The sequence below is a fragment of the Dorea sp. AF24-7LB genome (assembly GCF_003478575.1).
Lineage (GTDB): Bacteria > Bacillota > Clostridia > Lachnospirales > Lachnospiraceae > Dorea_D > Dorea_D hominis.
This window is the reverse complement of record NZ_QUFR01000006.1, coordinates 174,188-193,897: the sequence shown is the minus strand read 5'-3', so window position 1 is coordinate 193,897 and position 19,710 is coordinate 174,188. Positions and strand designations below refer to the sequence as shown.

Here is a 19,710-nt window from a genome sequence, read left to right as displayed (position 1 = left end):
TTCCGGAAAAGGGTGCTCTGAATCTTTGGAAAGCATGCACTATTGCATTGGAATATTCATAGTAGTGGTAGTTATACCGATTTCAGCAGTCTGTAATAATCCTGTTGGTTCACCGATACCTGTTCCATTGATGAAAATGTTTTCTTCCGCTCGTCCGAAACGTCTGGCAAATTCATTGTTGAGATATGCTTCTACAGGGAAGTTCATGGCTGCGATGAAAGTGCTAGTCAGTTTGGAAAGGACAGCAAGTTTATAGGAACTGAATGAAATTTTATTGAAGGTATCACTGTCTTTTGGGAATGCCATGTTTTCTGCTGTGATTTTTGCGTCAGCAGTAGATACCACTGTCTGGATATATCCATCTCTAGTTGGTGCTTTTACGACTGTACCGTATCTTCGGAAAAGGTTTTCTTTTTCAAGAGCAGCAGTATAATCTTTGTTGAATCCAACAGGAATCATATAGCTGTCAGAACCTTCGTCATATCCTTCCTTGAGTGTGAGTGGATCAATTCGTTTCTTACCACGAATCATATCGTGGAAGGGAGGTGAGTGCAGATGGCAAGAAATATTACAGTTATTCCTCCGACAGCAAAGCTGACGGATGGAAACACGGCAAAGAAAGAGATGCCAAAAATCAGAATGGCAGCATACTGCAGGGTGTCAACAGACCAAGAAGAACAGTTATCAAGTTAATGAGAATCAGGTAAATTATTATACAAATTATATTATGAACCATCCGAACTACGAACTCATCGGAGTATATGCGGATGAAGGGATTACAGGAACCAGTACTAAGAAGCGTGAAAACTTTAAAAAGATGATTGCGGATTGTGAGGCTGGAAAAATCGACAGGATTATCGTAAAATCTATCAGTCGATTTGCAAGGAATACGTTGGATTGTCTGAACTATGTGCGAAGACTGAAAGAGCTTGGGATTGGAGTAACGTTTGAAAAAGAGAACATCGATACACTAGATGCAAAGGGAGAAATTCTTCTGACGATATTATCGTCATTGGCACAAGATGAATCCAGATCCATTTCAGAAAACAGCACATGGGGAATCCGTAAGCGATTTGAACAAGGGCATCTTCTTGTAAATACTACAAAGTTCATGGGATATGATAAGGATGAAAATGGAAACCTTGTCATAAATGAAGAACAGGCTGAAACAGTGAGGCTGATTTATGTTAAATATCTGCGTGGAAGAAATTATTTTAGCATTGCAAAGGAATTGAACGAAGCGGAAATTCCGGGGGGGGGAATGGAGAAGTTAAATGGATTGCCAGTACGATTGAGAAGATGCTCCATAATGAAAAGTATAAGGGAGATGCACTGCTTCAGAAAACTTACACTGTTGATTTCCTGACGAAAAAGCGGGATAAGAATAATGGGCAGGTTGCTCAGTATTATGTGGCAGACAGCCATCCCGCAATCATTGAACCAGAAGTATGGGAAGCAGTTCAACTTGAAGAAAAACGCAGAAAAGAATTCATGAAAGCACACCGCATCAAAGCATTTTCTTCTAACATCGGAGAAAATCCATTTGCTAGTAAAGTTATCTGTGGAGAATGTGGGGAAGCATTCGGAAGAAAGAAATGGAGACTTCGTCCAGGGGAATACAGAAGTGTTTGGCAGTGTAATGCCAGATACAGAGAAAAAGGTGTCATGGGATGCGCTAACAGGCATATTGATGAAAGCACCTTGGAGCAAGTTTTTATAAAATCATGGAACGTATTGATGGAGAATAAAGAAGCCTGTGTTGAGAAATGGAAACAGTTGCAAAAAGGAAAGAATCCGTTGCTAGCATACCGAGCGGAGAAGCTTCTGGAATATGCGGATAAGGATGTACAGACGTTTGATGCGGAGCAGATGCATGTGATTTTGGAGTGCATTGTGACATACGAAACGGGAAAGCTTTCTGTGAGGTATTTGGATGGGACAATCGTCGAATTATAAAAGGAAAAGTGATGATACCGACTGGAGTGAAATCTGGTCGGTTTTTCTTTTGTCTTGTGTTATAATTTGAGAAAAATAACACAAATCTTTGGGAGGTTTTGTAATGGCGATTTCAAACTTGTATTTGGACTTTATCAGATAGCGAATTAGAAAAGAATGTTTACATACAAAAATACGATGATGAATCGTTTAAAGAGATGCATAAGAGTTATTGTTTGGATGCAAAGATTACAGAAGATAATTTTAATAAGTCAAAAAAGATTGCTAAGTTTTTAGAAGAACATCCAGAATATAAAGATAAAAGTATAAATGAAATTTGTTTAGAGGCAGGTGGACAAAACTTGCTTTTTCAAATTGTATGTTTGCAGCATTCTTTGCAGAATAAGGATATGCGTAAAGAAGTAATCATAAATAAGCATGAAAATATTTATCCAGAACTTTTTCCATTAGATGAATAGGTTAAGAAGAAAGGGGAAAAGAATTTTGTATTGAAAAATTAAAATAATGGTCATAACATTCTAAATGTGTTATGATATAATTAAGTATGCCTAAAAGGAAGATGTGTATATGACAGATGTTGAATTTCAGAATTTAATGAAATTGAAGAAGGTATTTGTTAAGGAGGCAATTGAATTGCCTAACAACGGGGAAAATGAAACTTATGACTTGGAGAGTATAGCAACCAGGGATAAGTTTTATTTGGATGTAGATAGACGTGGACGGATTGAATTGTCAAGATTTAAATTGCAGAATAGATATGCAGTTACAAAGTTACCACTTGTTAGAATAGATATCGACTCTCCACCGCATTTAAATCCAGATGGGACAAAAACCTCAAGAAACCATATACATATTTATAAAGAAATGGATAATGATACTGGAAATCTTCCATGGGCATATGATTTAGAAGGATTTGAGCAAATAAATTTTAATGAAAATAGAATTAATTTTATGGAAATTTTTTCTGATTTTTGTGAATACTGTAATATAAGTATGGATAATGTGCAGGGCGTGATATGATGAAAACAAAGGTAGATATGGATTTTGGAAAGCTATATGTAGATTGGCTAAAACAGAATATCGATCAGTATAAGGTAAATGAAACTACCTTTAGATTAACGTTGCCCTTTTTAGATAGAAATAATGACCTCATAGAAATGTACATTATAAATAATGGTGATGGAACTTATTCTATTACGGATGATGGAGCTACTATAAGTGATTTGCAATTAGGTGGATTTGATTTTTCTACAAGTGCTAGACGAAAATCTATATTAGAAGCAATTGTATCTGCACATGGAGTGACAAAAACAGATAATGATGAGCTAATAGTAAATTGCACAACCAATGATTTGCCATTAAAAAAGCACATGCTAGCTCAATGCATGGTTAAAGTGAGTGATATGTTTTATTTATCAAGAAGTAATGTACAATCAGTATTTCTTGAGGATGTCCAAAAATTTTTTGATGCTCATGATGTGAGATATATTGATAACATTTGCCTTACAGGAAAAAGTAAGTTAACAACACATTATGATTTTGCTATTGCTCGTTCGAAAAACTCAGCAGAAAGGTTTATTAAAGTTGTAAATAATATGGATTTAAATGCCGCACGAAATATTATTTTTGCGTGGAACGATACAAAAGATATGCGCCAGCATGAGGCAAAGTTATATACATTTATTCAAAATACGGATAAAAAAGTTTCTGATGATGCGTTAGGCGCATTGAAAGAATATGGTATTAATCCTGCATTGTGGACAGAAAAAGATAAATATATTTCAGAATTAATTGCTTAATTAACTTGCTATACCAGAAACAGTATTGTAACATGCAACACCACAAGGAGGTGATTGCAATGTCAATGCAGGAAACAGTAGACATGTTCGTTGATGAAATTCTGGAAGAACATCTGCGAAGGTTACAAGCTGAAAGCGAGGAATGTCAAGATATTAATCGAAGACTTTTGAAGCTTTCAGATAAGGTTCAAGAACATCTGAATACGCTCAGTGACAATCAAAGAAAAGTACTTACAGATTACAGTGATACCCGCAACGAACAGGAAGGTGCGAATTATAACTATTTGTATCTTGCCGGACTGAAAGATAGTATTCAGATACTGAAGTTCTTGGAAGTATTGTAAAAAATGAAATGGAGAAGGTGGTCATGGTGGCTGCCTTCTTTTGCATAGAAAGAAACATCTTGACATTTTTGAAATTCAGAGTGATTACTGAACAACAAAATGGAAAGGTGGACATGAAATGTTAAATGAAGAACAAAAGAAACAGATTCGCCAGATGGCAGCAGACGGTGTGGAATATTGAGAAACTATGAAATGTATACAGGCATCGAAGCAGGATATTATTGATTATCGCAGCGAACTTGTAGAAACGGGATGGACTCCCAGAGAAGAGGATACTGATGCGGAATGGAAAGAAAATTCTTGCCTATGGTGCGGAAAAAAATATGAGACTGCAACAACGGGTAGAAAACGCAAATTCTGCAGAGATCAGTGCAGACGCAAATATTATATGCTTTATCCCACAACACCACGGTCATCAGCACAATGTGCATATTGCGGAAAGGTTTTTGAAATGGTAAACTTAAAACAGAAGTTTTGCAGTCATGAGTGTTATATAAAAAATCGTTTTTGGAGTAGAGAAGACGCAGAACAATTGGCGGTTGCACTGATAACTGGAGAAAAGATAAACATACCACAGTGGTTGAGGGATAACTGAAAGACCAGTTGTAGATAGCATATTAATGCCAAATTGTATCAGATAATTTTCTGAGGGAAAAGTTTCGCTAATCAGTATGCTATCGTACGCTTACCGCATGTGGAGTGCATATGTCTGCTGTCGAAGGTAGAAAAATAAATAGAGAGAGGTAGCGTAGTGATATGCTCCATCTATGATCAACAATGATTATTTCACTGTCTCTTATAGAGGGAGCATATCACTTTAGAACGGCTCATTTCTTTTGCCTTTTATGATTCTTTGTTTTTTAGCTTACAAATACCCTGCGTCATGGTTCCCATCGGGCAAAATGCACACCATGTACGGGGTTTGTAGAGAACCATAACGATCAGACCCAGCAACAGAGATGTCAGCATGAGGCTATAAAATCCAAAGCTGAACTGCGCCACCCAGTCGGTGACCGTACCGGCTGTATAAGTCCAGTCCCACGGCACACGGAATGTCCAGAACAGATTAATGGCTTCCCGCAGAGACGGAGCACCTTGACAGCCCCTAGTGAACAGGTATTTTCACACACACCGCAGAGCAAATCATTTTTCTGTGACGAGGTCACATTGATAAAATCCGGTGTTCACTTAGCATCAGATTTTTCTCCGCTTGAGTACCGGCAGATTTCGGTCAAAAGCCTCTTATTTCGCGTGCAAAATCAAGATTGCTCCGAGAAGAAATCCCGCGAATCGCCGGATCCTCCCGTAATTTCGAGAAGATTTCGGGAAATATGGAAATTCGTCCCGCCGCAGAGTTACAGGGCGAGGTTAAATAAACAGAAAGGAAAGGATAGTACAATGCGTAGGAAAATATTGATATTTCTATTGACAATGATCCTGGTTCTTAACGCAGTACCACAGGGCACACAATTGTTCGCTACAACCGAAGCCTCAACAAGCACAGTGATAACTAAAGTACCGGTAACTGCAAGGAATAAGCAACATTCAAATATTAATAAAAAGAAAAAGAATATGGTGTTTTCTTGAGCATAGATGCATCAGAAATGAAAAAACTCTATGATTACAAAGAAGTGGTCATAGATGCTCAATATTTTTCAAAGAGAGACATTCAAACCTTGCATAAAAAAGGCGTTAAGGTTAATACGTATTTGAATGTCGGTTCTATTGAGAACTTTAGAAAGTATTACAAGGATTATGAGCATCTTGCGATAGGTGATTATGAAAACTGGGATGAAGAGAAATGGATCAATGTTTCTAGCCTAGAATGGCAGAAGTTTATAAAAGGATTATCTGGAAAGTTATTAAAAAAAGGCGTGGATGGGTTCTTTATAGATAATTGCGATGTTTATTGCTATGCTAAAACAAAGAAAAATTTTGTTGGTCTTGTTAAAATATTAAGAAATATCAAGTCACTTAAAAAAGAAGTTATTATTAATGGTGGCGATGTTTTCGTAAAAAAATATAAAAGTCAATACGGAACTATGAAGAGCATTATGACAGCTGTTAATCAGGAGTCTGTCTGGAGTAGGATTCTATTTAACAAAAACACATTCGGTAAGCAACCGAAGGATGTACATAAATATTTCTCAAATTATGTAAAGTTATGCAAAAAAGATGGAATGAGAGTGTATCTGTTAGAATATACGAAGGATAAAAAATTAATATCTAAGATTAAAAAGTATTGTAATAACAATAAATTTAAGTACTATATTTCAGATTCAATAGAGCTAGACTAATACAGTGTGTCATGCATATATATAAAAGCATAAGTGCGAATTATGTTTTCATAGAGAAACGATTGTTTCAAGTCTTTTTTATTATAGTGTTATGATAAAAGACATAATGGTATAGAAAGAAGAATAATATCAATGCATTTATTGAATTTAAATAATTTCATTTAAAACGGAATCGGAATAAGATGGAACGCTTTAGACAATTATACGGGATGCCGCTTAGCTCGCTGTCACTTGCGGTAGCGAGAATAATTTTGGCTCTATAAACTTTTTAGGGGTTTTGTAAAAATCAGCTTTAACGAAGTTTGTGGTGTTTATGAAAAAAGAAAGACGATAATCATTTTACACACATTGAATTGATTATCGTCTTTTTAATTGGAATCAAAGAGTAACTTCTGCTCATCTTTATACAATCTTAATTTCAAAACAAACTTACTTACGCCCATTTAATACAAATAAAGATAGAATAAAGCAATATAAAAAAGAAATTAAGATTATGAGGATATAGTTATGCAACAGACAAACAGATCAAGACATCGACATATAACATCATTTCAAGTGATTAGTTTAGGATTTTTATCCGTGATTCTCTTAGGCAGTCTGCTTTTGATGCTGCCGATTGCTACAAAAAGCGGTCAGTGTACCTCCTTTTTGGATGCTTTGTTTACCGCAACTTCTGCGGTTTGTGTGACGGGACTGGTTGTTCATGATACGGCAACCTACTGGTCTTTATTTGGCCAAGGAGTTATTTTACTGCTGATTCAAATCGGAGGTATGGGAATTATTACGATTGCTATTGCGATTGCTGTTGTTTCAGGACGCAAAATCGGGTTGATGCAGCGAAGTACCATGCAAGAGGCAATTTCGGCTCCAACGGTGGGTGGTATTGTGCGGAGAACGCAATTTATTATTCGGACTACTATTCTTATCGAAATCATTGGTGCGGTTCTTTTAGCCCCTGTTTTTTGCAGGGACTTTGGGTTTTGGAAAGGAATATGGTATTCACTGTTCCATTCTATTTCTGCTTTTTGCAATGCAGGATTTGATTTAATCGGTATAAGAGCCCCTTTTTCCTCGTTGACCTCTTATTCTGTACAGCCGATTGTAAATCTTGTAATTATGATGCTGATTATTGCAGGAGGTATTGGATTCCTTACCTGGGAGGATATAAAGAATCATAAATGGCATTTTAAAAAATACCGGATGCAAAGCAAGGTGATTTTTATGGTAACAGGAATATTGATATTCTTACCGGCTCTTTACTTTTTTTATTTTGAGTTTTCAAATGTGCCTCTTACAGAAAGAGTATGGGTTTCTTTGTTTCAATCCGTTACGCCGAGAACAGCAGGATTCAATACGGCAGATTTGACTTTACTCAGTGAAGTTGGGCAAATGCTTATCATTATGCTGATGCTCATCGGTGGCTCGCCCGGTTCCACAGCAGGTGGTATGAAAACGACAACTCTTGCAGTTCTCGTTTCATCGGCATTATCTGTATTTAGAAAAAAGGAACACACCCATTTTTTCGGCAGACAAATTCCGGATGGCACTATCAGAAATGCAGCTACGATTTTTTTAATGTATATCGTTTTATTCCTTGTCGGAGGAATGGTAATTTGCAGAACAGAAGATATTCCACTTATGACCGCTTTGTTTGAGACGGCGTCGGCAATTGGGACGGTAGGGTTATCGCTGGGAATAACTCCTGACCTGGGGGGTTTTTCCCATATAATCTTGATTTGCCTGATGTTTTTTGGCAGAGTGGGAGGATTGACCTTGATTTTTGCCACCGTTTCTGAAAAAAAGCCTAACGGTTCAAAATATCCTCAGGAAAAAATTACAGTAGGTTAAGGAGAATAAAAAAATGAAATCAATATTACTTATCGGTCTGGGAAGATTCGGACGGCATATTGCTATAAAATTAGATGAATTGCATCATCAGGTGATGGCGGTAGATAAAAAAGATACTCGAGTTGATGCTGTACTTCCCTTTGTAACTAACGCTCAGATTGGGGATGCGACTAATGAGGATTTTTTAAGTTCGCTTGGTGTTGGGAACTTTGATGTTTGTATTGTGGCTATCGGAGATGACTTTCAGAATTCATTGGAAGTAACGTCCCTTTTGAAGGAACTCGGTGCAAGAATGGTGGTGTCTCGTGCCGCTCGTGATGTTCATGCAAAATTTCTTTTACGAAACGGCGCAGATGAAATTGTTTATCCCGAAAGGCAGGTTGCCGATATGGTTGCGATCCGTTATAGTGCTGATCATATTTTCGATTACATAGAACTAGATGAAGAACATGCAATCTTTGAAATATCTATACCGGGAGAATGGATAGGAAAAACAATCGGTCAGTTGGATATACGAAAAAAATATAACATCAATATTATGGCGCTGAAAACAAATGATATTATGAATTTGAAAATAAGTTCCGATACGCAGTTGTTAAAGGACAGTACCATGCTTGTTCTTGGGGAGACGAAACATATTCAAAAATGTTTTCATATTTAATTTTTGAAAGAAGTTGGTGATATGAAAGACTTTGTTTTACTTATAGTGGTATTGGCAGCATTTATTTATGGTTATTTTCTTATGGAAAAGCTGGATAAATTTCTCAAGGGAAATCAATCCCAAAAACTTATTTCAGATTCTAAGCTCAGGATTGGATTTGAAACACCTGCAATCATAGATTCTATTGCAGATCTATTAGAACAATTTTCAAGCGAATACCCAAACTATGAGCTGAACCTGTTCTACGGTTCTGTAAGTGAAATAATAAATGGGCTGGAAAATAATAAACTTGATTTTGGCTTTATCATAGAAAATTCCAACGATATTTTGAAAGATGAGTATTGTTTCTTATCCTTTCAAATAAAGCAAAGTGGCATTACTCCAGGCTCTATAGACATTGCGGTACATCCCATCAACACGATTGAGAAACCAGCGAGAGTGATATGGCAAAATGACATTAATTGTATGAAGGGTCTATTTGTCGAAAAATTGCATGATTTTTTGGAGCGTTTTCTGCTTTCGGCTATACGCCCGAATGGAAAAAAAGAAGAAAAGGTGGTATAATCTTTATGCGATTTTAATGTCAGTGCTAAAATGCTTTTCTGAAATTTACGTATTATTCTATATAATGTTTTTGTACAAGGAGATGACCGTATGAGTGAAAGCAGACACAATCCGGATCAGTTATTAAAGGAAATCCAAGCTGATGAAGAAAAACGTAATAAAGGACATTTGAAAATCTTTTTCGGATATGCAGCTGGTGTGGGTAAAACCTACGCCATGTTAGAAGCAGCTCATATGGAAAAACAGCAGGGAATTGACGTGGTGGCCGGTTATGTAGAACCCCACGCACGTCCCAAAACAGCAGCTCTTTTGAATGGCTTAGAAGTTCTTCCTACAAGAGAAGTTTTTTATAATGGTATGATACTGGACGAATTCGACATTGGCATGGCGTTGAAAAGAAAACCACAGCTTATCCTTGTAGATGAACTTGCGCATACGAATGCTGAAGGATGCCGTCATGCAAAACGGTATCAGGACATTAAGGAACTGTTGAATGCAGGGATTGATGTCTATACGACTGTTAATGTTCAGCATATTGAAAGCCTTTGTGATACAGTTGCATCCATTACGAAAATTGTTGTGCGGGAACGCATCCCGGATTCTATTTTTGATAATGCAGATCAGGTTGAATTAATAGATATTGAACCACAGGATTTGATCAACCGTTTGAATACAGGAAATGTATACAGACAGACGCAGGAAAAACAGACAGCAGGAAATTTTTTTACAATAGAAAATTTGACAGCTCTCCGGGAAATTGCACTGCGACGATGTGCGGACCGGGTGAATATCCTCACAGAAAATACCCGCAAAAAAAATCATGGAGATTATCACACAGGCGAACATATTCTTGTATGTCTATCTTCTTCTCCATCCAATGCGAAAATTATCCGTACCGCCGCAAAAATGGCTTCTGTTTTTAAAGGGGAGTTTACGGCTCTGTTTGTAGAAACCCCAGATTTTTCGGTGATGAGCGAGGAAAATGTAAAACGCCTGCGTTCAAATATTCGTCTTGCTGAGCAGCTTGGGGCAAAAATAGAAATAGTTTACGGAGAAGATGTTCCGTTTCAGATTGCGGAATTTGCTCGTTTGTCCGGTGTGTCAAAGATTGTGATCGGACGTAGTTCTGCTACAAAACGGCATTTGTTCAGCAAACCGACCCTGACAGAAAAATTGATTGATTATGCCCCTAACCTGGATGTGCATATTATTCCGGATACGGTTTCTAATGCGGCAGTGTATCAGTTAAGAGGGGGCAGGAAAAAGAACCATATTGTATTCTCTGTCACTGATACAGTAAAATCTACTGCGATTCTGATTTTATCCAGTTTAGTCGGAATGATTTTCCAGAAATTTGGATTTGACAAAGCAAATATCATTACTGTTTTTGTTTTAGGTGTTCTTGTCACCGCTGTCATCACGAAACATCAGATATACAGCCTAATTTTTTCGATTGTAAGTGTTTTGGTCTTTAATTTCCTGTTTACGGAACCTCAATTTACCTTGAAGGCGTATGATCAGGGTTATCCTGTTACCTTTATTATCATGTTTTTGGCGGCATTTTTAACCGGTTCTCTTGCTATACGGATTAAAAACCAAGCAAAACAGGCGGCACAATCTGCTTACCGTACCAAAGTGTTATTTGATACAAACCAGCTATTGCAACAGGCAAAAGATAAAAATGAAATTGTATCTGCAACTTCAAATCAGCTCATTAAACTCTTGGGAAAAGATATCGTTTTTTATTTAGCTGATGGAGAAGTGTTGGATACGCCGCATATTTTTTCTGTAACTGAAGAAAATTTGGAATCGTGTATTTCCGAAAATGAAAAGGCCGTTGCCGGCTGGGTATTGAAAAACAATAAACGTGCCGGAGCTACAACAGGAACGCTTTCCAATGCAAAATGCCTGTACCATGCTGTTCGCAGCAGCAGTATGGTATATGGAGTTATTGGAATCGTGATGGGGGAAATACCTCTTGATCCATTTGAAAACAGTATTCTACTATCCATTCTCGGAGAATGTGCCCTGGCTTTGGAAAATGAGAAAAATGCCCGTGAGAAACAGGAGGCGGCCATTCTTGCAAAAAATGAACAGTTGCGAGCGAACCTGCTGCGTGCTATTTCACATGATTTGAGGACACCGCTGACATCCATTTCCGGTAATGCTAGCAATCTTTTGTCCAACGGCGATTCCATTGATAATGATACAAAAAAGCAGCTGTACATGGATATATATGATGATTCCATGTGGCTGATTAACCTTGTAGAAAACTTGCTGGCTGTAACCCGGATTGAAGAAGGACGTTTGAATCTCCGTATGACGGAAGATTTGATGGATGACGTGATTACAGAAGCGTTACATCATATTAACCGAAAGAGTGAAGAACATCATATTTCCGTTGAAAGCAAAGAAGAATTTCTTCTTGCAAAAATGGATGCAAAGCTTATTGTTCAGGTAATCATCAATATTGTTGATAATGCTATCAAATACACACCTAAAAACTCTCATATTGTTATTCGGACAGAAAAGAGGGGAAAACAAGCAATCGTATCTATATCGGATGATGGAAACGGAATTGCTGACGAAATAAAGCCACGGATATTCGACATGTTCTATAGCGGTGCAAATCAAATTGCAGACAGCCGCCGAAGTTTAGGACTCGGATTATCTTTGTGCAAGTCCATTATTAACGCCCACGGCGGAGAACTTACTGTTTCAGATAATCTGCCGCACGGAACAGTATTTACATTTACATTACCGGCAGGGGAGGTCAAAGTATATGAATAAGTCACTAATATTAGTTGTAGAAGATGACACATCTGTCAGAAATTTAATTACAACAACCTTAAAAGCGCACGAATACCGATATCTGACGGCACCCGATGGTCAATCGGCAATTTTAGAAACATCTTCACACAATCCTGACATTGTTTTACTTGATTTAGGACTTCCTGATATAGATGGTGTTGAGATTATTAAAAAAATCCGTACTTGGTCAAACATGCCAATTATCGTAATCAGTGCTCGCAGTGAAGATACCGATAAAATTGATGCGTTGGATGCTGGCGCAGATGATTATTTAACAAAGCCATTTTCTGTTGAGGAACTGCTTGCCAGACTACGAGTTACGCAAAGAAGGTTATCGATGATGCAAAAAGTATCCCCTGCCGAAGCGGTTGTTTTTGTAAACGGAAAACTTCGTGTAGATTATGCTGCAGGTTGCGCTTATTTGAATGAAGAAGAGTTGCATTTAACACCTATTGAATATAAGTTGCTTTGCCTGTTGACAAGAAATATAGGAAAAGTTCTGACCCATACTTTCCTTACGCAAAGCATTTGGGGAAGTAGTTGGGATAATGATGTTGCTTCCCTTCGTGTGTTTATGGCAACACTTCGTAAAAAAATCGAGAAAGAACCGAACTCTCCACAATATATCCAAACACACATCGGCGTGGGGTATCGGATGCTGAAAGTTGATTGAACTTCACAACACCATAGTTAAAGTTGAAATATAAGCTAATAGGTAAAATTTAATAGAATAACACGTAAAAAAGCACTGAAATCGTTTGCTGATCACGATTTATAGTGCTTTTTCTTTGACTACAATGGGACAAAGCAGAGGAGATTCGATTAAAGCGTGCCAAACCGAAGTTGATGCAGGCAACCGGAAACAGAGAGCGTTATACAAGACAGTTCATGTCGAGATGGTATGTTTGATGTCAAAGAGAGAAAAGTAATAACATTAATTAAGCGGTGACAGCTACAAGCTGACCAACAAAACAGTAATGGGATTATGCATTATGCATAGTATATGTATGGGAAATAAGATCTCCTTTGTACACCAAAACCAAATTATTCTTGCTATTTATAGTGACTTTAATTATAATTAAAAGTGCGTAGTTATGCGTCTGTATATTATTGTGCACAAAATTCGGAGAATGGACATGCAGCAGATTATTTTAGGCAGTGCAGGATTTCTTCTGTACTTTATTTACGATATAAATAGTGTTAGAAAACAGAACAGACATTTACAAAAATTTTTCGCAGTGGGCACTATTCTGGTTGTTTTGTCACTGTTCATGGAACTTTGGCTTGCATGGGGACAGTGCAGTCACAGGATTGGAAGAATGATTGGATTCGGAATCGGAGCGATGTGCTTTTTGGCACTTCTCATATACACCTTGTTTTTCGCCCTTCCTTTTGAGGAAACCTATTGTGAAGAAAATAGGTTACGGGCTGCATACACAGAAGGGGTGTATGGATTGTGTCGGCATCCCGGTGTTTTGTGGTTTGCAGGTGCATATCTTTGTATGTGGGGAATGGTTGGCGGATGGAAACAGGGAATCTATTTTTTACTTATGATTTTTTGGAATTATCTGTATATCATTTTTCAGGATCTGTGGACTTTTCCGCAGACATTTTTTAATTATAGGGAATATCAGAAACATACACCTTTTTTAATACCAAATAAAGAAAGCATACAGGCATGTTTCTATAGTGTCAGAAAACAATGATCGATCTGGAGCGGACAGACTATGAATTTAGAAGAAAAATTGAAGAAACAACAGTATAAAGAAATCTGGCAGCAGTACTGTGGATTTCTTGATTTGTCCATGGATGGATATATGAAAATTCAACGGCGATTGATGGAGGAGCAGATCCGGTTATGGAGTAACTGTGGTCTGGGACAGTCTATTTTGAAGGGAAAGCATCCGAGCAATCTGGATGAATTTCGAAAAATGGTACCATTGACAACCTATGAAGACTATGCAGATGTGCTGCTTACCAAACAGCCGGATATGCTTCCGGGCAATCCGGTTATCTGGATCCAGACGACCTGGGAGGGTGGAAAGCATCCCATTAAGGTGGCGCCCTATACCAGAAGCATGCTGGATACCTATCGCAACAACGTGACAGCATGTCTGATTCTTTCTACCAGTAAAGAAAAGGGCTCTTTTGATGTGGCAGCTACAGACAAATTTTTGTATGCCCTGGCACCGTTGCCTTTTGCAACCGGACTTTTTCCGCTGGCATTGGGTGAGGAGATCGGTATTGAATTTTTACCGGCAGTTGATGAAGCAGTAAATATGAGCTTCAGCGAAAGAAATAAACTGGGATTTAAGATGGCCATGCAGAAGGATCTTGGTTTTTTCTTTGGCCTTGGAAGTGTGGCTTATGCAGTGAGTTTGAGTCTTTCTTCTTTGACCAGTGGCGGAGGTGGCGGCATTAAACTGTCAAGCCTTATGAAATGCAAGCCTCATATGATCTTACGTATGATCCAGGCAAAGCGCCGGTGTAAGAGAGAAAACAGAACATTTCTCCCAAAGGATCTGTTTCATCTAAAAGGATTTATGGTGGCAGGTACGGATAACCTGTGTTATAAAGATGATCTGGAAGAACTTTGGGGCATTCGGCCCATGGAATTGTTCGCCGGTACGGAGCCTTCCATTATGGGTACAGAGACATGGACAAGAAAGGGAATGTATTTCTTCCCGGATACTGCGTTCTATGAGTTTATCACAGAGAAGGATATGATGAGGAATTATGACGATCCTTCTTATATTCCGCCTACCTATCTGATGGATGAGGTGAGACCTGGTGAAAAGTATGAGCTGGTATTTACGATTCTGAAGGGCGGTGCGTTTGCCCGCTATCGTTGTGGAGATATGTATCGCTGTGTGGGATTGGAAAACCGGGAAGATGAGACCAGGATCCCCCGTTTTGAATATGTGGACCGGGTACCCTGGATCATTGATATCGCAGGATTTACCAGAATTTCGGAAAATGGAATTCGAAGTGTAATCAGCCTTTCCAAACTTCCGATCACCAACTGGGTGGCAACGAAAGAATACAATGAACAGAATCGACCGTATCTTCACATGTATGTGGAACTGGAACAGGAGGCACTTCTTAGCAATGCCATGAGTGCCAATATTTTAAAGGATTTACTGAGTACATATTTCAAATATATTGATCAGGATTATCGGGATCTGAAAAAGATTCTGGGTATGGATCCATTACAGGTGACAATTTTCACCTGCGGAACCTTTGAAGCCTATGAGAAAAAGACAGGCAAAAAGATACATCAGATGAATCCTTCTCATTACGATATGAAGGAATTACTGGATGTGCAGGAATATCTAAATAAAGTAAGATAACTGTGCAGGCATGGAACAGTTATGAGTGAAGCAAAGAATGGGATAAGGGAAATTTATGGGAACCTACGGATATATATCAATTATAGCCATGCTGTGCTATGGCTTTCTGCTGTTGATGTTTTTGACAGCAAAGAAAAATAAAATAATAAACAGTTTTCTGGTGGTATTGACGGGATTACTTTTCTGGACCGGAGGTTCTGCCTTTATGCGTGCACAGTTCTGGCCGGGATGCGAATTCTGGTATCAGGTTTCCCTGTTGGGAATCTTATTACTGCCATATGCGTATTACCGTTTTATTCTTGCCTTTGGCGGAGTCAGGAACGGATCCGCCGGTAGAATATACCTGGTAATCATGCTGATCTGCTTTTGGGTGAATGCCCAATTTGGAGCTTTTCTGGAAGCCCCTGAGATGGTAGAAAAAAGAGGGGTACAAAGCTTTGTATATGAGATTAAGCCATCTATTATTGCATTTTTTATCCCGGCAGGATTTTTTCTGATCCACCTTTTCGTAATTCTTATACGGATCTGTAAAGAAAATCCTACCATGAAAGTTCAGTATGAACCGGTGATGATGGGAGTGCTTGTACTGTTTCTTGGCAATGCATTTCTTGGAATTCCTTTTTTCAGCGGCTTTCCGATCGATATTTTAAGTGGTGTGGTAAATGTATTTTTACTGTTTTATGCACTGATTCGAAGACGATTATTCCGCCTCCAGATGCTGGCATCTTCCAGTTTATGTTATGGTGTAGGATTGCTGTTTTCTATTTTTGTATTTTTAAATATCATGCCGTTTCTGCAAAAGATTCTCCATATGCAGCCGGATAAGAATATCACCATGTATACCCTTGTATTTGCCATTGTTTTTCTGATTACCTATGCAATCTTTACTTATCTGTGGAAGCTTTTGATCCGCAGTGTATTTGTAAAGGAAGAGAATCATCAGGCGGAGAAGTTAAGGGAATTTAATTCGGCAATTTCAAAAACCCTGGATCTTCAGGAAATTCTGGATCGAACCATCCGGGTGATGAAAGAATTGATGGATGTGGGCAATATCTATATATGTATGCAGAAAGCACCCGGAGAGACTTACTGTGGAGTTGCAAGTGATCAGCCTCTTAACGATCTGGCATTTTCTCTGGAAGAAGAAAATCCGATGATACAATGGCTGAAAGATCATGAAGAACCGCTGGTTTACAGGGATTTTCGCTATTCTGTAGAATATAAGTCCATGTGGGAGGAAGAAAAACATCATCTGGATAAGAAGCACACGCGCTACTGTGCCGGATTAAAAGACGGTGATACTTTGGCAGGGGTGATATTGATCACAGCAGATTCCGGGAAAAAGAGATTGGTCTATGATGAAGTGGAACTGATCTCAAACATCACATCGGTGGCTTCTATTGCTATTAAAAATGCAAGAATGTACGAAAAAGCTTGTATTGAGGCAAGAACGGATGAGATGACCGGTTTGTTGAATCGAAAATATTTCCATGAAGTACTTTATGAAGAATTTGAAAAGAATAAAGATGCCTCGTTGGCACTTGCAATTATCAATGTAGATGATTTTAAGTTATATAATCAGCTGTATGGTTTAAAAGAAGGTGATCTGTGTCTCCAGCGCATTGCAAAAATCATCCAGAGCAGTGTGGGAGAAAACGGATATGCTGCCCGTTACGGTGGAAAAGAATATGCTGTTTTGTTGCCGGGATATGATCTTTTCTCAGCCAGAAATCTGGTGGAATCCATTGAAAAGCAGATTTCTGTTATGAATAATCGCAGGACAGACATGAAGCTGAAAGCAATTACGGTCAGTGCGGGAATCAGTGCGGCACCTTATGCGGCAAAAAATGTGAAGGAACTGCTGGAGAATGTGGATCTTGCAGTTTACCATGTGAAACACAGTGGAAAGAACGGGATCCAGGTCTTTGATACCATGTTCCGCAATGCCAACAAGAATATAGTGTCAACAAACCGGGCACATATTTATCAGGAATATGAATCAACCATCTATGCACTGACAGCAGCAATCGATGCAAAAGATCATTATACATTCAGCCATTCCACAAATGTGGCCTATTATGCAACAGCGCTTGCAACAGCACTTGGCATGAATGAAGATATGGTGGAGATCATTCGCCAGGCAGCCCTGTTACATGATGTTGGTAAGATTGGTATCCCGGAGTATGTATTAAATAAGGCCGGCAAACTGACAGACGACGAGTATGAAATAATCAAGGGACATGTGGAATCGTCTATCGATATTATCCGTCATCTGCCTTCTCTGGATTATGTTATTCCGGCTGTTATCGGTCATCATGAACGTTATGATGGCAAAGGATATCCACGACGGATCGCAGGAGAGGATATACCTCTGACAGCACGTATCCTGTGTGTGGCAGATTCCTTTGATGCCATGACGTCCAAACGTTGTTATAAGAAGGCCTTCTCGTTGAATGTAGCAAGAGAGAAACTTCTTCAGGACGCAGGAAAACAATTTGACCCGGATCTGGTCTACAAATTTGTGGAATGCCTGGATAACGGGACCATTACGTTAGTGAAAGCTGAAGAGATATAAAAAAGGTAACATTCAATGTCTGTTGTGACGGCAGAATACGATGAATGCTCCTGTTATGAAGTAGATGCATGAGAAAAGAGCAATCTTATGCATCTATTTTTTTGACAATGGATTTTGCATGTAGATGTGAAAGTGTATATCTTTTTCATGCATAGTTTGTTAGAATATAGTTTAGGGTTTATGAATTCGAAAACAGAATCTTTTGCGGCAGATAAACAAAGCAAATATTTGTGAAAAAGCAGTGATAGATGAAAAAATGGGAAGTTTTGTAATGGATGGATATTTTTATGTATTAACTACAATTGATCTTTTTGTTTTATGCTTTATGTGCATACTCACATATCTGAGTGAATCGCTTAGCGAAAAACAAAAGCGTGGCTTTTTTCTGGCCTATCTTATGATCGCAGGAATTTCAGTGCTGGAGGTCATAACAGTGGTTGTGGATGGCTTGCCGTCCGGATACCGATGGCTGAATATTGTGTCTAATTATCTGGGGTTTGGCCTGTCGCCGGCGGTGTCTATCTGTCTTGTGTATGTATTGGACAGAAAAACAGCTCTCCGACGAAAGATCAGAATTGCAGTGTGTTGTGAGATCGCATATCTTATGTTTCTGTTGATTTCTATTCCATATGGAATGGTATTCTCCGTGAGTGTGGATAATATTTATTCACGTGGTCCGCATTTTTACATATATGTCATCATGTATTTTGGGGCAATTTTGTATCTTTCGATATCTACGATCGTCACAGCCAGAGAATTTCAGAATCGCAGCAGGATGCTGATCTATCCATTGATTCTTTTTGTGATGGCGGAAACAGTCATTCAGGTTGCACTGCCTGAACTTCATGTAACATGGTTATGTATTACGTTGCTTTCTGTATTATATTTTATCTATTGCAATGAAATGTGGAATCAGTTGGATGCACTCACAGGACTTTTGAATCAGAACAGCTATTTGAAACAGACCAGGGAGGTAAAATACAACAAAGGAGTGCTGGTGGTGTTTGACGCGGATGATTTCAAACAGGTCAATGACTGTCATGGTCACGTGAAAGGTGATCTTTGCCTTGCAGATATTGCGGAATGTATCAAAAAAGCATATGCAGACTTTGGATATTGTTATCGGATAGGTGGGGATGAGTTTTGTGTATTACTGAAAAACGGAGCGAAAGAAGAGGAATGCAAACAGGAATTTCTGCGGCGGTGGACAGAGAAACGAAGAAAGTTCACATTTTTCCCAACCGTTTCTTACGGGTCAGCTCCATTTTCAGATGAAGATATTGCAGTTGTCAAAGACAGAGCGGATCAGGATATGTATCAATATAAAAAAGAACGTAAGAAACATCACGCGCCAAGTCTTACAGACGTTTGATTTGAAGTGATTATTCAAAGGGCATATGCTATCATTTTTGTATAGTAAACAAACCTTAAAGGACGCATGTTAAGGTTTACAAATTGTTTCCGAAAGAAGAAATGAATATGAGTAAGAAATTTATAAGTATCTT

17 protein-coding genes and 2 pseudogenes are annotated in these 19,710 nt (G+C 38.4%); 17 read left to right on the top strand and 2 right to left on the bottom strand.

Annotated elements, in window-relative coordinates:
• Window positions 1-39: 39 nt before the first annotated feature.
• Window positions 40-531 carry a phage major capsid protein gene (locus tag DWY31_RS08405; RefSeq protein ID WP_118520035.1) on the bottom strand — a complete coding sequence of 164 codons (492 nt, stop codon included), beginning with the start codon at window positions 529-531 and terminating at the stop codon, window positions 40-42.
• Window positions 532-555: 24 nt separating this feature from the next.
• Here DWY31_RS08405 and DWY31_RS14360 point away from each other — a divergent pair, with 24 nt between their 5' ends.
• The 8 genes and pseudogenes from DWY31_RS14360 to DWY31_RS13825 all read left to right on the top strand — a co-directional run bounded on the left by DWY31_RS14360 (window position 556) and on the right by DWY31_RS13825 (window position 4,694).
• Complete coding sequence (locus DWY31_RS14360; protein ID WP_158575500.1) at window positions 556-693, top strand: hypothetical protein; 138 nt, start codon at window positions 556-558, stop codon at window positions 691-693.
• A gap of 34 nt (window positions 694-727) precedes the next feature.
• Window positions 728-1,413 (top strand): annotated as a pseudogene (locus tag DWY31_RS14355) (recombinase family protein); the annotation flags it as partial.
• Between the two features lie 78 nt (window positions 1,414-1,491).
• On the top strand, window positions 1,492-1,956 hold the full coding sequence (locus DWY31_RS14350) for a zinc ribbon domain-containing protein (RefSeq protein WP_330422630.1): 465 nt from the start codon (window positions 1,492-1,494) through the stop codon (window positions 1,954-1,956).
• 215 nt (window positions 1,957-2,171) lie between these two features.
• Window positions 2,172-2,414 (top strand): hypothetical protein, encoded by a 243-nt coding sequence (locus DWY31_RS08395; protein ID WP_118520033.1) that lies wholly within the window; start codon window positions 2,172-2,174, stop codon window positions 2,412-2,414.
• 109 nt (window positions 2,415-2,523) lie between these two features.
• Complete coding sequence (locus tag DWY31_RS08390) at window positions 2,524-2,976, top strand: DUF6978 family protein (protein WP_021859605.1); 453 nt, start codon at window positions 2,524-2,526, stop codon at window positions 2,974-2,976.
• On the top strand, window positions 2,973-3,755 hold the full coding sequence (locus tag DWY31_RS08385; protein WP_021859606.1) for a DUF1828 domain-containing protein: 783 nt from the start codon (window positions 2,973-2,975) through the stop codon (window positions 3,753-3,755). Before DWY31_RS08390 ends, DWY31_RS08385 begins: the two co-directional genes overlap by 4 nt.
• 59 nt (window positions 3,756-3,814) lie before the next feature.
• Window positions 3,815-4,099 (top strand): hypothetical protein, encoded by a 285-nt coding sequence (locus DWY31_RS08380; RefSeq protein ID WP_021859607.1) that lies wholly within the window; start codon window positions 3,815-3,817, stop codon window positions 4,097-4,099.
• A gap of 187 nt (window positions 4,100-4,286) precedes the next feature.
• Window positions 4,287-4,694 carry a hypothetical protein gene (locus tag DWY31_RS13825; RefSeq protein ID WP_147364895.1) on the top strand — a complete coding sequence of 136 codons (408 nt, stop codon included), beginning with the start codon at window positions 4,287-4,289 and terminating at the stop codon, window positions 4,692-4,694.
• Window positions 4,695-4,942: 248 nt separating this feature from the next.
• On the opposite strand, the pseudogene DWY31_RS08370 reads toward DWY31_RS13825, so the two are convergent.
• A pseudogene (locus DWY31_RS08370) lies at window positions 4,943-5,194 on the bottom strand (4Fe-4S binding protein); the annotation flags it as partial.
• A gap of 509 nt (window positions 5,195-5,703) precedes the next feature.
• Between DWY31_RS08370 and DWY31_RS08360 the strand changes: the two are divergent.
• The 9 genes from DWY31_RS08360 (at window position 5,704) to DWY31_RS08315 (ending at window position 19,577) form a co-directional block, all read left to right on the top strand.
• Window positions 5,704-6,396, top strand: a complete 693-nt coding sequence (locus DWY31_RS08360; protein ID WP_118520026.1) for an endo alpha-1,4 polygalactosaminidase — start codon at window positions 5,704-5,706, stop codon at window positions 6,394-6,396.
• A 507-nt stretch (window positions 6,397-6,903) separates the two neighbouring features.
• Window positions 6,904-8,244: a TrkH family potassium uptake protein gene (locus DWY31_RS08355; RefSeq protein WP_118520024.1), complete on the top strand. Its 1,341-nt coding sequence runs from the start codon at window positions 6,904-6,906 to the stop codon at window positions 8,242-8,244.
• Window positions 8,245-8,257: 13 nt separating this feature from the next.
• Window positions 8,258-8,905 (top strand): potassium channel family protein, encoded by a 648-nt coding sequence (locus DWY31_RS08350; protein ID WP_117537089.1) that lies wholly within the window; start codon window positions 8,258-8,260, stop codon window positions 8,903-8,905.
• 21 nt (window positions 8,906-8,926) lie between these two features.
• Window positions 8,927-9,469 carry a LysR family transcriptional regulator substrate-binding protein gene (locus tag DWY31_RS08345; RefSeq protein WP_118520022.1) on the top strand — a complete coding sequence of 181 codons (543 nt, stop codon included), beginning with the start codon at window positions 8,927-8,929 and terminating at the stop codon, window positions 9,467-9,469.
• Between the two features lie 90 nt (window positions 9,470-9,559).
• Window positions 9,560-12,259 carry a sensor histidine kinase gene (locus tag DWY31_RS08340; protein WP_118520020.1) on the top strand — a complete coding sequence of 900 codons (2,700 nt, stop codon included), beginning with the start codon at window positions 9,560-9,562 and terminating at the stop codon, window positions 12,257-12,259.
• Window positions 12,252-12,953 carry a response regulator gene (locus DWY31_RS08335; RefSeq protein WP_118520018.1) on the top strand — a complete coding sequence of 234 codons (702 nt, stop codon included), beginning with the start codon at window positions 12,252-12,254 and terminating at the stop codon, window positions 12,951-12,953. Before DWY31_RS08340 ends, DWY31_RS08335 begins: the two co-directional genes overlap by 8 nt.
• A gap of 1,054 nt (window positions 12,954-14,007) precedes the next feature.
• The gene (locus DWY31_RS08325) at window positions 14,008-15,630 is read left to right on the top strand and encodes a GH3 family domain-containing protein (RefSeq protein ID WP_117537085.1); all 1,623 of its coding nucleotides are present in this window, start codon (window positions 14,008-14,010) and stop codon (window positions 15,628-15,630) included.
• Between the two features lie 55 nt (window positions 15,631-15,685).
• Window positions 15,686-18,205 carry an HD domain-containing phosphohydrolase gene (locus DWY31_RS08320; RefSeq protein WP_118520014.1) on the top strand — a complete coding sequence of 840 codons (2,520 nt, stop codon included), beginning with the start codon at window positions 15,686-15,688 and terminating at the stop codon, window positions 18,203-18,205.
• A 271-nt stretch (window positions 18,206-18,476) separates the two neighbouring features.
• A complete protein-coding gene (locus DWY31_RS08315) occupies window positions 18,477-19,577 on the top strand; it encodes a GGDEF domain-containing protein (RefSeq protein WP_118520049.1) in 1,101 nt (366 codons plus the stop codon).
• The last annotated feature ends 133 nt before the right edge of the window (window positions 19,578-19,710 follow it).